At 37.6% G+C, this 13,335-nt stretch carries 14 protein-coding genes; 6 read left to right on the forward strand and 8 right to left on the reverse strand.

Features of this window, described 5'->3' with window-relative positions; all coding sequences use genetic code 11:
- Positions 1 to 60 precede the first annotated feature (60 nt).
- Entirely contained in the window at positions 61 to 447 is a 387-nt protein-coding gene (locus CQZ96_RS01275) for a hypothetical protein (RefSeq protein ID WP_162242515.1), read from the forward strand.
- Entirely contained in the window at positions 437 to 985 is a 549-nt protein-coding gene (locus CQZ96_RS01280; RefSeq protein WP_105712457.1) for a GNAT family N-acetyltransferase, read from the forward strand. The genes CQZ96_RS01275 and CQZ96_RS01280 overlap by 11 nt, the downstream gene beginning before the upstream one ends.
- Before the next feature lie 47 nt (positions 986 to 1,032).
- Here CQZ96_RS01280 and CQZ96_RS01285 read toward each other — a convergent pair whose 3' ends face one another.
- From CQZ96_RS01285 to cydP, 5 genes are read right to left on the reverse strand one after another with little or no spacing between them, the layout of a single operon-like run.
- The gene (locus CQZ96_RS01285; protein ID WP_056511744.1) at positions 1,033 to 1,329 is read right to left on the reverse strand and encodes a cyd operon YbgE family protein; all 297 of its coding nucleotides are present in this window, start codon (positions 1,327 to 1,329) and stop codon (positions 1,033 to 1,035) included.
- 3 nt (positions 1,330 to 1,332) lie between these two features.
- On the reverse strand, positions 1,333 to 1,434 hold the full coding sequence (cydX, locus tag CQZ96_RS01290; RefSeq protein WP_002120988.1) for a cytochrome bd-I oxidase subunit CydX: 102 nt from the start codon (positions 1,432 to 1,434) through the stop codon (positions 1,333 to 1,335).
- A gap of 30 nt (positions 1,435 to 1,464) precedes the next feature.
- The gene (gene cydB / locus CQZ96_RS01295; RefSeq protein ID WP_004719675.1) at positions 1,465 to 2,610 is read right to left on the reverse strand and encodes a cytochrome d ubiquinol oxidase subunit II; all 1,146 of its coding nucleotides are present in this window, start codon (positions 2,608 to 2,610) and stop codon (positions 1,465 to 1,467) included.
- On the reverse strand, positions 2,607 to 4,193 hold the full coding sequence (locus CQZ96_RS01300) for a cytochrome ubiquinol oxidase subunit I (protein ID WP_004719676.1): 1,587 nt from the start codon (positions 4,191 to 4,193) through the stop codon (positions 2,607 to 2,609). Before CQZ96_RS01300 ends, cydB begins: the two co-directional genes overlap by 4 nt.
- Entirely contained in the window at positions 4,193 to 4,384 is a 192-nt protein-coding gene (gene cydP, locus CQZ96_RS01305; RefSeq protein WP_056511741.1) for a cytochrome oxidase putative small subunit CydP, read from the reverse strand. The genes CQZ96_RS01300 and cydP overlap by 1 nt, the downstream gene beginning before the upstream one ends.
- Before the next feature lie 546 nt (positions 4,385 to 4,930).
- Here cydP and CQZ96_RS01310 point away from each other — a divergent pair.
- Positions 4,931 to 5,527, forward strand: a complete 597-nt coding sequence (locus CQZ96_RS01310) for an NAD(P)H-dependent oxidoreductase (RefSeq protein WP_105712458.1) — start codon at positions 4,931 to 4,933, stop codon at positions 5,525 to 5,527.
- 71 nt (positions 5,528 to 5,598) lie between these two features.
- Here the strand turns inward: CQZ96_RS01310 and CQZ96_RS01315 are convergent, their stop codons facing one another.
- The 3 genes from CQZ96_RS01315 to CQZ96_RS01325 are packed head-to-tail and all read right to left on the reverse strand — an operon-like array spanning position 5,599 to position 7,553.
- The gene (locus CQZ96_RS01315; protein ID WP_004822174.1) at positions 5,599 to 6,213 is read right to left on the reverse strand and encodes an OB-fold-containig protein; all 615 of its coding nucleotides are present in this window, start codon (positions 6,211 to 6,213) and stop codon (positions 5,599 to 5,601) included.
- Positions 6,214 to 6,227: 14 nt separating this feature from the next.
- Positions 6,228 to 6,539: a Rieske (2Fe-2S) protein gene (locus tag CQZ96_RS01320; protein ID WP_162242519.1), complete on the reverse strand. Its 312-nt coding sequence runs from the start codon at positions 6,537 to 6,539 to the stop codon at positions 6,228 to 6,230.
- 18 nt (positions 6,540 to 6,557) lie between these two features.
- A complete protein-coding gene (locus CQZ96_RS01325) occupies positions 6,558 to 7,553 on the reverse strand; it encodes an adenosine kinase (protein ID WP_105712459.1) in 996 nt (331 codons plus the stop codon).
- A 313-nt stretch (positions 7,554 to 7,866) separates the two neighbouring features.
- Between CQZ96_RS01325 and CQZ96_RS01330 the strand changes: the two genes are divergently transcribed.
- The 3 genes from CQZ96_RS01330 to CQZ96_RS01340 all read left to right on the forward strand — a co-directional run bounded on the left by CQZ96_RS01330 (position 7,867) and on the right by CQZ96_RS01340 (position 12,985).
- The gene (locus tag CQZ96_RS01330; RefSeq protein WP_105712460.1) at positions 7,867 to 8,334 is read left to right on the forward strand and encodes a GNAT family N-acetyltransferase; all 468 of its coding nucleotides are present in this window, start codon (positions 7,867 to 7,869) and stop codon (positions 8,332 to 8,334) included.
- A 535-nt stretch (positions 8,335 to 8,869) separates the two neighbouring features.
- Entirely contained in the window at positions 8,870 to 11,809 is a 2,940-nt protein-coding gene (locus CQZ96_RS01335; RefSeq protein ID WP_056511732.1) for an insulinase family protein, read from the forward strand.
- Between the two features lie 27 nt (positions 11,810 to 11,836).
- Positions 11,837 to 12,985, forward strand: coding sequence for a phospholipase A (locus tag CQZ96_RS01340; protein ID WP_105712461.1), 1,149 nt, complete (start codon positions 11,837 to 11,839; stop codon positions 12,983 to 12,985).
- Positions 12,986 to 13,335 lie beyond the last annotated feature (350 nt).

Consider the following 13,335-nt stretch of genomic DNA (forward strand, 5'->3'; position numbering starts at 1 on the left):
TTGAAGTACATGTAAAAGACCATTTCGATGGTCTTTTTTGTGTTATAACAAAGTGTATTTTTGAAAAAAAGAATAAAAATGTTTGAAAGTTTTTTGATGTCAGATGATTTCCTTTATACAGTAGCGATCATTTTTACCGCTATTGGCTTATTTGCTTTTAGCTGGATTCCATATCGAGCTTATTGTATTACAGCGCAACTCTTTCAGAATAAATCTAATATTTTCCATTTTCTGGCTTTCTTTGCTAGTTTAGGTATTTTATATATCTGGTCAAGCTCATTTTATAAGCTAATCTTTAAATGTATTGCCGGCACTGCCCAAATGCATTGTTCGGGTAGTCGAAGTGGAGAATTGCTGATTCTCTTGGAGGTTGCTTTATCACTGGTCATTTTTGAATTGGTCTTATTTATCTTCAAGTTTTTAAAAAGCAAACTGTATGCAGCTTAATTTTAGAACAGCACGAATATCCGACATTACAAATTTAGTTGATTTGATTAATTCTGCTTATCGACAGCAAGAAGGTCGTAGTTGGACAAGTGAGTCACAAATTGTCACAGGTGATCGCATAAATGCCAAGCAATTAAAACAAACATTGGCTCAGAATAATTTTCAGTTATTTGTTGCTGAATTAGATGAGCAAATTGTCGCATGTATTGGTCTGACTTTTATCCAGCATGATGTGGAAATCGGCACATTTTGTATTGCAGCTCAATTCCAAAATCAAGGTATTGGCAAATATGTTTTAGATTTTGCTGAACAGTATCTGCATGAAAAAGTCCTATCTAACCATTGTCATTCCACGCATTTCGTTATGTGGGTTTTAAGTGTACGTCATGAATTGATTGCTTATTATCAACGCCGTGGCTATGTACAAACGGGTGTAGTGGCGGATTATCCTTTAAATGCAAATGTAGGCATACCTGTTGTAGATTTGCATTTAATTGAAATGAGAAAGAGGGTGCCCAGTAAAGTTTCATCCAATTAAAATAAAACCCTGAATAAATCAGGGTCTTATTTTTTCAAATTTAGGAATTAGCTGAAGAACCAAGTGTAATAGCCCCATAGCATGAGTGGCCATGCGACATAGGGACTAAATAACCATTTCCATAACCAAAACTGTGGCAGAAATCCTACCCCATGTATAAAGCCACCTGAAATACCAATCATTACCATCATGAGCGCACTATGGTTATAGTGACCATTGGCATCAAGCATTGCCCCAGGGTGAATCAACAATACCGCAGCAAGAGGCAATGCCATCAAAAACGAAATGGCCATTGCAAACTTATTCGGCTTTCTTTCTTTTGTTGTCATTGCGATCTCTGTCATGGTTTATTCCTCATCCAAATCTTGATGATGTTCAATATAGAGTGCACTTAAAACACCTGCAAAACACGCCATCAAGATCCCAAGAATCCAAGCGAAATACCACATAAATATTCTCCTATTTGCTTAGACACAGCCTTAGTACAGGCTGTGTGAGTTGTCTTGAACATGTTTGTTGGTGATAACGCCCCACATTTTGTAATAACACCATGTGGTATAGATTAAAATAATTGGCACAAATATAGAAGCAACCACAGTCATTACTGTCAATGTATTCTTACTTGAAACCGCATCCCACATGGTTAAACTTACAGTTGGGTTGATACTTGATGGCATTAGGAATGGGAACAGTGCAAAACCAGCAGTTAAAATTGATCCAGTCACCGCTAAGGTAGAACCTGTAAAGCTCACGCCAGCTTTGTTTTTACCAGCACCAAAGATAATCAGGATTGCGCCAAGGATTGCAGAAATCGGTGCAAGCATGGTGATTGGGTAAATTGAATAGTTATTCATCCAACCATGGTTACCTGTTGTTAATACTTCTTTCGCAAGCGGATTGGCAACAGCATTGGTATTAAATGGCTGTACCAAAGTATATCCTTCGATGCCACCAAAATATAACCAAGCACCCACGCCCAAGAAAGTGACTAAGAAGAGTATACCCATCAATTGTGTTGCTTTCGCAGAACGTTGACGTAATACACCATCTGTACGTAGCATTAACCATGCGCCACCATGTGCACACAGCATCGACAAACTTACAATTCCGCAAACCAGTGCAAATGGATTGAGTAGGGCAAAGAAGCTACCTGTATAAGTCGAACGTACAGTCTCATCTAAAGTAAACGGTACACCCAAGAACATATTACCAAATGCAACACCGAAAACCAGCGCGGGTACAGCACCACCGATACATAAGCCCCAATCCCAAGAATTACGCCATTGGGTATTTTGCAGTTTAGAGCGATAGTCAAAGCCAACAGGTCTAAGGAAGAGTGCAAATAAGACCAGCAAGAGCGCCCAATACATACCTGAGAAAGCCGTTGCATAAACCATAGGCCAAGCAGCAAATAGTGCGCCACCCGCAGTCACGAACCACACTTGGTTGCCTTCCCAATGCGGTGCAATGGTATTGATTGCTGCACGGCGTTCATCATCAGTTTTACCTACAAATGGCATCAGTGCCATTGAGCCCATATCGAAACCATCTGTGAGGGCGAAGCCAATCAGTAGAACACCGACTAAAACCCACCAGATAATTTTGAGAAGTTCATATTCGATCATGATTGATTCTCCCCAGTTTGAGCTTGCTGAGCTTCAAGTTTCTCGAAGTGATATTTACCTGTGTGTAAAGAGCTTGGTCCTAAGCGTGAGAATTTGATCATTAAATACATTTCGATAATCAATAACACAGTATAGAACGCGGCTAATGCAATGATTGATCCCCATACATCGCCAGTGCTTAAACTCGATGCAGAGAGATGTGTAGGCAACACTTCACCAATGGTCCATGGTTGACGACCACCTTCAGCTACATACCAACCTGTTTGTGCTGCAATCCAAGGTAATGGCAGTGCAAACAATGCAAATTTAAGTAACCATGGTTTATTTTCTGCATTACGTTTTGCCACAGCAAATGTTGCAAGAATAAACAGAAGTAGCATCAAGAAACCAGAAGCGACCATTGCACGGAAAGAGAAGAACAATGCAGTTACATTTGGAATGGTATCTTTTGTTGCTGCTTGAATATGTGCTTCAGAAGCATCTGTTACATTTTCAGTATATTTTTTAAGAAGTAAGCCATAACCTAAATCTTTTTGGTTTTCTTTGAACGATGCCATAAGTTCAGGCGAACGGTCACCAGCACGAAGTTTTTCAAGTTCGCTATATGCCACCATACCATTACGGATACGTGCCTCATGTTGAACCATCAAATCTTTAAGCCCGGTGACTTCTTTATCGAGTGAACGTGTGGCAATAATACCCATCGCATACGGGATTTTTATGGCATAGTCAGTACGTTGTTCTTCCTGATTTGGAATACCAAATAAAGTAAATGGCGCAGGTGCTGGATGTGTTTCCCACTCAGACTCAATTGCAGCCAGCTTGGTTTTTTGAACATCACCAAGCTCATAACCAGATTCATCACCCAATAAGATGACTGAAAGTGTAGACGCTAAACCAAAGATTGCAGCGATGGCGAAAGAGCGACGCGCAAATGGTAAATCACGTTTTTTCAATAAGTAATAACTTGAAATGGCGAGAACAAAGATTGCACCAGTGACATAACCTGCAGACACCGTGTGAACAAATTTCACTTGAGCAACTGGGTTAAAAATCAAAGCACCAAAGTCGACAAGTTCCATACGCATGGTTTCAAAATTAAATTCTGAACCGACAGGATTTTGCATCCAACCATTGGCAACTAAAATCCATAATGCTGATAAATTCGAACCCAGCGCAACTAACCATGTCACACTTAAATGTTGAACTTTTGAAAGGCGATCCCAGCCAAAGAAGAATAAACCAATAAAAGTTGATTCTAGAAAGAATGCCATCAATCCTTCAATGGCAAGTGGCGCACCAAAAATATCACCCACATAGTGAGAGTAGTACGCCCAGTTTGTACCGAACTGGAATTCCATGGTCAGACCAGTGGTTACACCTAAAGCAAAGTTAATACCGAAAAGTTTGCCCCAGAATTTGGTCATGTCTTTATAAATTTCTTTACCAGAAATCACATAAGTGGTTTCCATAATGGCAAGAATAAAAGCCAGACCTAGAGTAAGTGGTACAAATATAAAGTGATACATCGCGGTCATTGCAAATTGGAACCGCGAAAGATCGACCACGCTTTCAGAAATCATCAACGTGTCTCCTTGATTTGGGAAGGACTGCCAGCAATACGCTCAGCAACTTGGTTATCAAAATTTTTAGGAATAGTCGGCGCATCAAACCAGATATGTTTGATCGTCATTAAAAGTGCAATCTTAATTATTAATATGATTGCAATTTCCCTGACAAGCCGCCGGTTTAAATCGTTAGGTTTTAAGCTCATGCGTTAAGCCTATTATTTAAATATGCTTATATTATTAAACAAAACGCAACAAGAAATAAATAGATAAAACAGTTAAAATAAAAATATATTATTAAATTTAAATTAAACAATGACTTAAAAATTTGTGTTGTTAAAAAATATACTAATTTTTATTGATTTTAAAGTTGATTAAAACACTTGTAATTAATAAAAATAAAACCTAGTAAAATAGTATTGTTTAGATTTTATTAAACCAACTAAATTGGTTTGAATTAAGTTTGGTGAGAAATTATTCCGATTAAAATGGTTGGTTTAAATTTTTGCTGAGTTTATTATTTTAGAAAAAATCCAATTGAGTAACAAATATGGGGGGAATAATAATCGTGATTTATGCTTAAATTTTAGTCATAATTAAAAGTTGAAAGATGTTTCTATTTTGATAGTTGGGTATTTATTTGATTATGTACAACTTCATCTATATTTGGATTTTTGCTGAAGTTCAATGATTTAAATTCCTGTTCATTTTATCTAATAAATTATAACTGGTTGAGCTGAAAGGAAATCACCATGAAATGTTTAGTTGTTATTGCTCACCCTGTAACTGATAGTCTTTGTCAAAGCTTGGCGAAGACCGCAATAGCGACTTTAATTGCCAATGGTCATGAAGTTGTGATTGAAGATCTGTACGCTTCTGGTTTTTCACCCGCACTGACAGATGAGGAACGTCAAAGTTATTATAGTCCTACATTTGATCAAACAGCTGTAAAAGAGAATATAGATGATTTACTTTCCGCAGAAGCTTTAATACTGGTCTTTCCGACTTGGTGGTTTGGTTTTCCTGCAATGCTGAAAGGCTGGTTTGATCGTATTTGGGCTCCTGGAGTTGCTTATGATCATGCAAACGATTTGGGTGCAATTCAACCTAAACTCGACAACCTAAAATACACATTGGCGATTACTTCATTGGGTTCAGCTTGGTGGGTAGATCGTTTGGTACTTTGGCAACCAGTAAAACGCATATTGAAAATCGCATTATTGAGTACCTGTGCACCAAAATGCGATTTTCAAATGTTGTCACTGTATAAAGCTGAATCACTTACTCAAGTTCAAATTGCATCATTTTGTGCACGGATTGAAGCTAAAATTGCAAGTTGGCCAAAATGAGGGCAAGTTATGATTGACTTAAGGTAGTGAAGTAATAAAGGTATTGGATGTGCTAACACCGAGTTAGACTTTTAATACTGATCTGAACTAAATAGATGATTTGAGATCGAAATTTTCTTGGCAATATAATGTGATTTTCTAAAACGTATTAAGATGATTTGCGATTGAAATTCTAATTCACCAAATTCTGGTTCGACTTGGATATAGTGCAGTTGTCCATTTTCATCACGGACCCGTGCTTGAGCTGAAAATCCTGGTCGTGCATTACCACTAGAGACTGTAGCCAATCGTCCAAGCAAGTCAACTTGATTCAACGTAACTTTAGGTTTTATCACCTGATCCAAACAATGAATCATAAACACGGTAAAAAAGATCGCAATCACCAATGCGGGTAAAACTACATAATACCAAGCGGCAAATACTTGTTTGCTTGCAAAGATAGAGAGCTGTAAAAAATAGCCTGCAAAACTAAAATTCAATAATAAAAAAACGAAAATAAGTACTTTGGAAAATTTAACTTGTAACAGCGGCGACTCAATGAGCCAATCTGGTGAAATTTTTTTCAGAAAGGTGCTTGGCCGTAAGCCGATATAGTAGCCAAAAGTTTCTGCCATACTCAGCAGAATTAAAGCCAAGACACTGAGGTGAAAGGGCATTAATTCATGTTCAAATAAGAATCCAAGCATGGCAGTTTCCAACCTTATTCGTCCTCGATGTAAATACCACCATCTGAATGGACTGAAATATTCACTTTTTCAAGTTTATCACCCAGACATGGTCCTGAAATACATTCACCTGTTTCAACTTCAAACAAAGCACCATGTGTAGAGCATTGAATATATTCGCCGTCTTGGTCTAAAAACTGATTTTCCAGAAATTCCAGTTCAGTTTGTAGATGAGGGCAGACATTTTGGTAGGCATAAAATGCACCATCACGTTGAGTGATAAAAATGGTGTCGCCAGTCATTGTGTCAAACGCACGTGCCTTACGCTCTTCAATTTCATCGGTCATTGCAATTTTTTCAGACATTTATGCACATTCCTTTTTGAACGTTTCGAGTAGATCTGCGTATTCTGCAACGTCTAGGCGTGGTCCAAACTTAGACACCACTTCACTTGAAATAAGAATAGCAAGTTGTGCCGCAGTTTGTAAATTTTCACCATTATTTAAAGCATATAAGAAAGCACCTGAGAATGCATCACCAGCACCATTTGCATCTACTTTACGACCTTGAACATAAAAATGCTGTTTTTGATCTGCAACTAATGCACCTTTTTCACTTAGTGTAATCACCACATCAGTACTTAGTGTTTTTAATTTATTCAGCGCAGCTTCAACAGAGTCAGTTTCTGTATACATCATGGCTTCTTGTTCATTACAGAAAATTAGATCCACACCATCATCGATTAGTTCATTTAGACCTTGACGTGCATATTGCACCATTGCCGGGTCAGATAGGGTCAATGCGATTTTAACCTTGTGATCACGGGCAATTTGACGTGCTTGTTTTACGGCTGCGCGTGCTGAATCACTTGTAGACAAGTAACCTTCGATATATAACCATTGCGCTGTTTTTAAAGGTTCGAAATCCATTTGTAGATCTGAAAGTTCTGCAGTAATGCCGAGATAAGTTTGCATCGTACGTTCTGAATCTTCACTGACCAGAACCATACATGTACCCGTAACACCTTCACTGATCGATTTTTTCGAAGTTTTGATGCCTGCTTCATTTAAGCCGTCGAGATAAATTGTGCCTAGATCATCATTTCCAACACGGCACGCATAAAATGCTGAAGAACCTAATGCACTGAATGCCACTGTGGTATTGGCAGCTGAACCGCCAGATGCTTGACCTTTATAATTTTGGCTGGCTTTTAAATTATTGTATAGCTGAGTTTGAGACTCACCATCTGCGAGTTGCATGGTGCCTTTTTGCAAATTTTGTTCAGCTAAAAAGAGATCTGATACTTTAAATTCTTGGTCAATGAGCGCGTTACCAATTGCAAAAAGGTCAACTATAGCCATGTTCTTCATCACATCAATGTTAAAAACATAAAGTTTACACGAATGCTCAGCTTTACAGTAGTTTGTTGAAAAAATTTCAATTACATTTGTCAAATATGGTTTGTTGGAATTTTATAACTTGATGGTGTGCTGAACAAAACCTGTTTTTGAGATGATTATTGCGTAATTTAAGCCATTGTGTTGATCAGTGTGAGTCATTAAATTAGATTGTTTCACGGTGATTGATTGAGATCGCTGGGGTAGGTTTTGTTTAGAAATAAACATAGGCATAAAGTTAAAACTGTCTACAGACCCTAAATATATTGGAGGTTGAGTGAATATTTTAATTCAACAGGTAGATCAATTGCCTGCGCAAATTCAAGATTTAGCCGTAGTTGCTGAAAAAGAAGGGTTTCATTTTATTCAACGTTTGGTTGATGAGTTTCAGCAAGGCAGCAATAAATTTAATCGACATGGTGAATTTTTATTGGTTGCGTTTGATGGAGATAAACTGGTTGCATGCGGTGGTTTAAATATTCAAATCAGTGAAGATGGTGATACAAAGCAGAACCCTGAAACTCAGCATAAAATTGGTCGGGTACGTCGTTTCTATGTATTGCCTGAATACCGAAAAACTGGATTGGGTAAAAGTTTATTGCTCGAACTTGAAAAAAGAGCAAAATCTAATTTTTCTGCCTTGTGCTTAAGTAGTGAAAAAGATGCAGCGCCATTTTATCAAAAGCAAAATTATGTTTTTGTCTCAAATCACCCAAATTATAATTACTTTAAATATTTAATTTAGTGAATTTGGAAATCCCTTGGCCTATAGCGCTTAACTTTGAGTAGCAGCATAATTCGATCAAGGGGCTGCTGGTTTATAGCTATAGGCTTTAAGATACTTTTTATTTTTGGGGATGTATCCATGTTGATCTCCAAAAATTTTTCTTGGTAAATATACTAAAAATAGCCTAAGCAATTCTTTTCTATAAAAAGCTCTTAATACAGATAACACTTGTTTAATCATTTTCAGGGAAAGCCTATTTAGATTGGTTCACAACCTTTACTCATTATCGGAATACATAGAAAACATTAGCCTAAAAAGGCTCGAAGCATCACTAATTAAAATATTGAGTTAAAAAAGTTAAGTTTTACAGTGATGATAGAATCTTTTGATCATCACTTTTTTATTTATCTCATTGCTGATTCTTGATATTTGAACAGCAAGTCGCGATGAATCCTGATTGATTTACTAAGAATTAGTGTTAGGAATGAATCGCATTTATTAAAGTTTCGGTTATACTTAAACGTATAGATAAACATTTAATATTGGAGATCGCATGACTGTAGATGTCACTGAAACCTTATCTCAAACTGTTCATCCTGCGTTTCAGCTGGTACGTCAACACCATGTAGAAGCTTTAGACATTTTAGTGTCTGAATATAAACATAAAGTGACTGGTGCAATGCACTACCATTTAGCAACTGATCACGACGAAAATGTGTTCCTTGTTGCTTTCCGTACTCAACCAATGGATTCCAAAGGTGAGGCACATATTCTTGAACATACAGCATTGTGTGGTTCAGAGAAATTCCCAGTACGTGATCCATTCTTTTTGATGATTCGTCGTTCATTAAATACTTTTATGAATGCGTTTACAGCAGCTGATTGGACCGCTTATCCATTTGCAACCCAAAATAAAAAGGATTTCCAAAACCTTTTGGAAGTCTATTTGGACGCGGCTTTTGCGGCCAATTTAAATCCATTGGATTTTGCTCAAGAAGGTATTCGTATTGAGCTGGAAAATGGTGAGCCTGTTTATAAAGGCGTGGTATTTAATGAAATGAAAGGGGCAATGAGTTCACCGTCAGATCAGCTTTATCATCAGCTTGCGCATCATTTGTTCCCGAAAACAACCTATCATTATAATTCTGGTGGTGATCCGAAGGATATTCCTGACCTAACTTATGATGAGTTAGTGGCGTTTTACAAATCACATTATCATCCGAGTAATGCAGTATTTATGACTTTTGGTGATGAGCCTGCTTATAAACTGCAAGAACAATTTGAAAAGTTGGCGCTGTCTAAATTCAGCAAAGGTGAAACGATTTACTCTAAAGAAGAGCAGAGACTAACAGCTCCGATTGAAGTACAAGAAACCTATGCTGTTGATGCAGAAGATTTAACAGACAAGACTTATCATATTTTGTCTTGGTTATTGCCAAAAACCAGTGATGTTAAACTTCGCTTGGGTATGCGTTTGGTTGAAGGAATTCTTTTAGAAAACTCTGCTTCGCCGTTGCGCCATTATTTAGAAACATGTGGTTATGCACAGTCTACAGGTCCAATCATGGGTGTAGATGATTCTAACTATGAAATGACGTTCTATTGTGGAGTTCAAGGTTCAAATCCTGAGCATACTGAAGAATTTAAAAATGGCGTGCTTAATATTCTTCAAGATGTTGCTTCTAAGCCTATCGATAAAGACATGGTTGATGCAATTTTGCATCAAATTGAATTACATCAACGTGAAATCAGTGGTGATGGTACGCCGTATGGTTTAACACTGATCCTCAATGGTTTGGGCAATGCAATTCATCATAATGATCCAATCCATGCTTGGGATGTAGATACTGCCATTGCAGAAGTAAAAGAAGAACTCAAAGATCCGATGTGGTTATCCAACTTGATTCAAGTTCATTTATTGGATAACCCGCATCGTGTACAAATGACTTTAGTTCCAGATGCAAATAAATCTGCTCAAGAAGCAGAAGATGAAAAAGCACGTTTGGCGAAAATTGGTGAGGCTTTGTCAGAAGCAGATAAAGCTGAAATTATCGCCCAGACAGAAGCTTTAAAAATTCGTCAAGAAACACCAGATGATTTGAGCTTATTACCTAAAGTTGGTTTGGAAGACATTCCAGCTGAATTGGCCATTGTTCAAGGCCAATTGCGTGAAGTGATTTGCAATGGGGTAGATACACCATTAAATCTGTACCATGCAGGTACAAATGGAATTTACTACCAACAAGTATTGATTCAAATACCAGATCAAATTGTAAAATCGCCTTATTTTAACTTACTGTCTGTTCTCATGGGAGAAGTCGGTGCGGGAGAATATGATTATCTTGAACTTCAACAGTTACAGACGGCAGTCAGTGGCGGTTTGGGAATGGGCGCTTCACTTCGTTCTAAAACCGATGACAAAGGTCAAATTAGTGCATGGTTGACCTTAACAACCAAATCTTTAACGGATAAGTTTGATGCAATTCAGTTGCTTAAATTGGCTTTTGAGCAACTACGTTTTGATGAAAAAGATCGTATTATCGAACTTTTACAACAACGTAAAACACGTTGGGCTTCTCGTTTATCGGGTTCTGGACATAGTTATGCAATGCAAATTGCCTCACGTCATATGAGTGCGTTGGCAAAACGCGATTATGACAATACAGGCCTAGGCGCATTGAATTGGCTAGGTGATTTGATCGCAAAAATTGAAAAAGATGATGCGGCATATGATGCGTTTATAGATGAGTTAAAATCAATTCATAAAGGCTTAATGCTTGCACCAAAACAATTTTTATTGGTGTGTGAAGAGCATCATTCAGAGCGTTTAGTTGAAGAAGTGCAAACGGTTTGGGATAAACTTGCAGTTGATCAATCTCCTGTCTATTTAACGCAAGTGGCTATGGATGAGAGCAATGCAGATCAAGCTTGGTTAATTCAAGCCAATGTTCAATTTTGTGCTTCTGCTTACCAAGCTGTAGATGTTGCCCATCCAGATGCAGCGCCGTTGATGGTGCTTGCAGGCTATTTACGCAATGGTTTCCTACATAGTGCTATTCGTGAAAAGGGTGGTGCATATGGTGGGGGTGCAAGTTATGATGGCAATGCTTGCTCGTTCCGATTCTATAGTTATCGTGATCCACGCCTTGCAGAAACTTTCCAAGACTTTGAAGCAAGTTTAGATTGGTTGTTAAACAAAGAGCAGCATGATTATCAGCTTGAAGAAGCCATTCTTGGTCTGGTCTCTAGTATGGATAAACCAGGTTCACCAGCAGGTGAAGCCATTACTGCATGTTATGCATTGCTTCATGGACGTACACCTGCGTTTAGAAAGCAATTACGCGAGCGCTTATTAAACGTTACTATTGATGACCTTAAGCGTGTCACACAAACTTATTTACTTGAGCAAAAGCCTGTAAGAGCTGTAGTCGCTCCAGTTGCCAAAAAAGAAGTGTTGGAACAATTAGGTTTTGAAATTAAGAAAGTAAATTAACCCTATAAATTCTTTCTGGAGAATTCTATGTCGTTCAAAAATTTTGAACGTACACCATTGAATCTGAGCATCTTAATGATGCTCAGTTTTGGTTTGGTGACCATTGCACATGCAGATGATACTGTACAAGTGAATCCTGCAAGTACGCAAGCCTGTGTTGCACTCGAATCTAATGCTGACCGTTTGGCTTGTTACGATAAAATATTTAAAATACCTACAGTTGCTCCGCAAGTTTTGGTGTCAGAGCAACGTGCTGCCTTAGATATTCAAAAAGCCGATGTTGAACCTGAAACCCTCAAAGATAAAATCACCCAGAAAGCAGAAAATTTATTTGCGATTCATGGTGATAAAATTGATCCGAATACCTCATTACTTGATCGACGTTGGGAGCTTTCTCAAGACAGTAAATTAGGTACGTGGAATATTCGAGCGAACCAACCTGTATATTTACTTCCTGCATTTTGGACCAGCAAGAAAAATGAATTTCCACAAAGTCCAAATCCTCAAAACACCGTGGATGAAGATCAAAATTTAAAGTCAATGGAAGCTAAATTTCAGATTTCTTTAAAAACCAAAGCTGCCGAAAATCTGTTTGGGAACAATGGTGATGTTTGGGTCGGTTATACCCAATCTTCTCGCTGGCAAGTTTATAACAGTGAAGAGTCTCGTCCATTTCGTGAAACAAATTACGAACCTGAAGCGAGTTTGATTTTTAGAACCAATTATAATTTATTAGGTTTAAATGGTCGCTTACTGGGTCTGACTTTGAATCATCAGTCAAACGGACGTTCTGATCCGCTATCACGTAGTTGGAATAGGGTCATTTTAAATCTTGGTTTTGAAAAAGATAATTTTGCCTTAATGGTACGTCCGTGGTATCGCATTGAAGAAGATTTTCAGGATGACAATAACCCTGATATTAAAAATTATATCGGTCGTGGTGATTTGACCGCATTCTATCGCTGGAATGACAATGATTTTTCTTTGATGCTACGTCACTCTTTAAAAGGTGGGGATGACTCGCATGGTGCAATGCAATTTGATTGGGCATTTCCAATTAAGGGCAAGTTACGTGGACATTTTCAATTGTTTGATGGTTATGGCGAAAGCTTAATTGATTATAATCACCGCGCGACTTATGTCGGTCTAGGTGTTTCGTTAATGAATTGGTATTAATCATTTAAAATAGCGTTGATTGGCTAGATTTAAATAACAAGCTGTCTTTATATAAGGCAGCTTTTTTGTTTTTAATTATTGATTTATAAGGAAGAGTTGTTGTTTTATTTGGATAAGTAAGCGGAAAGCGCAAGAGTGCTATTTTGCAGTATAAGGTGAGGCATAGCCTACGCAAAGCGATTAAAATATTAAAAGTAAAGTGTGGCATTGCTAACTTTTTATAATCAAATAATTTTTTACATATAATTGATTTAATTTAAAATATTAATTATAAAAAATTATATTCTTGAGTCCGAGTTTTTGTCTGGTTGACTATATAATAAAAAACCACGCTATTTTTAACGTGGTTT

It is taken from the genome of Acinetobacter sp. MYb10 (assembly GCF_002980175.2).
Lineage (GTDB): Bacteria > Pseudomonadota > Gammaproteobacteria > Pseudomonadales > Moraxellaceae > Acinetobacter > Acinetobacter guillouiae.

Bases quoted from the DNA above. Each gene is read 5' to 3' on its own strand.
- CQZ96_RS01280 (WP_105712457.1), top strand. From the start codon at position 437: ATGCAGCTTAATTTTAGAACAGCACGAATATCCGACATTACAAATTTA.
- CQZ96_RS01285 (WP_056511744.1), bottom strand. From the start codon at position 1,329: ATGACAGAGATCGCAATGACAACAAAAGAAAGAAAGCCGAATAAGTTT.
- cydX (WP_002120988.1), bottom strand. From the start codon at position 1,434: ATGTGGTATTTCGCTTGGATTCTTGGGATCTTGATGGCGTGTTTTGCA.
- cydB (WP_004719675.1), bottom strand. From the start codon at position 2,610: ATGATCGAATATGAACTTCTCAAAATTATCTGGTGGGTTTTAGTCGGT.
- CQZ96_RS01300 (WP_004719676.1), bottom strand. From the start codon at position 4,193: ATGATTTCTGAAAGCGTGGTCGATCTTTCGCGGTTCCAATTTGCAATG.
- cydP (WP_056511741.1), bottom strand. From the start codon at position 4,384: ATGAGCTTAAAACCTAACGATTTAAACCGGCGGCTTGTCAGGGAAATT.
- CQZ96_RS01310 (WP_105712458.1), top strand. From the start codon at position 4,931: ATGAAATGTTTAGTTGTTATTGCTCACCCTGTAACTGATAGTCTTTGT.
- CQZ96_RS01315 (WP_004822174.1), bottom strand. From the start codon at position 6,213: ATGCTTGGATTCTTATTTGAACATGAATTAATGCCCTTTCACCTCAGT.
- CQZ96_RS01320 (WP_162242519.1), bottom strand. From the start codon at position 6,539: ATGACCGATGAAATTGAAGAGCGTAAGGCACGTGCGTTTGACACAATG.
- CQZ96_RS01325 (WP_105712459.1), bottom strand. From the start codon at position 7,553: ATGGCTATAGTTGACCTTTTTGCAATTGGTAACGCGCTCATTGACCAA.
- CQZ96_RS01335 (WP_056511732.1), top strand. From the start codon at position 8,870: ATGACTGTAGATGTCACTGAAACCTTATCTCAAACTGTTCATCCTGCG.
- CQZ96_RS01340 (WP_105712461.1), top strand. From the start codon at position 11,837: ATGTCGTTCAAAAATTTTGAACGTACACCATTGAATCTGAGCATCTTA.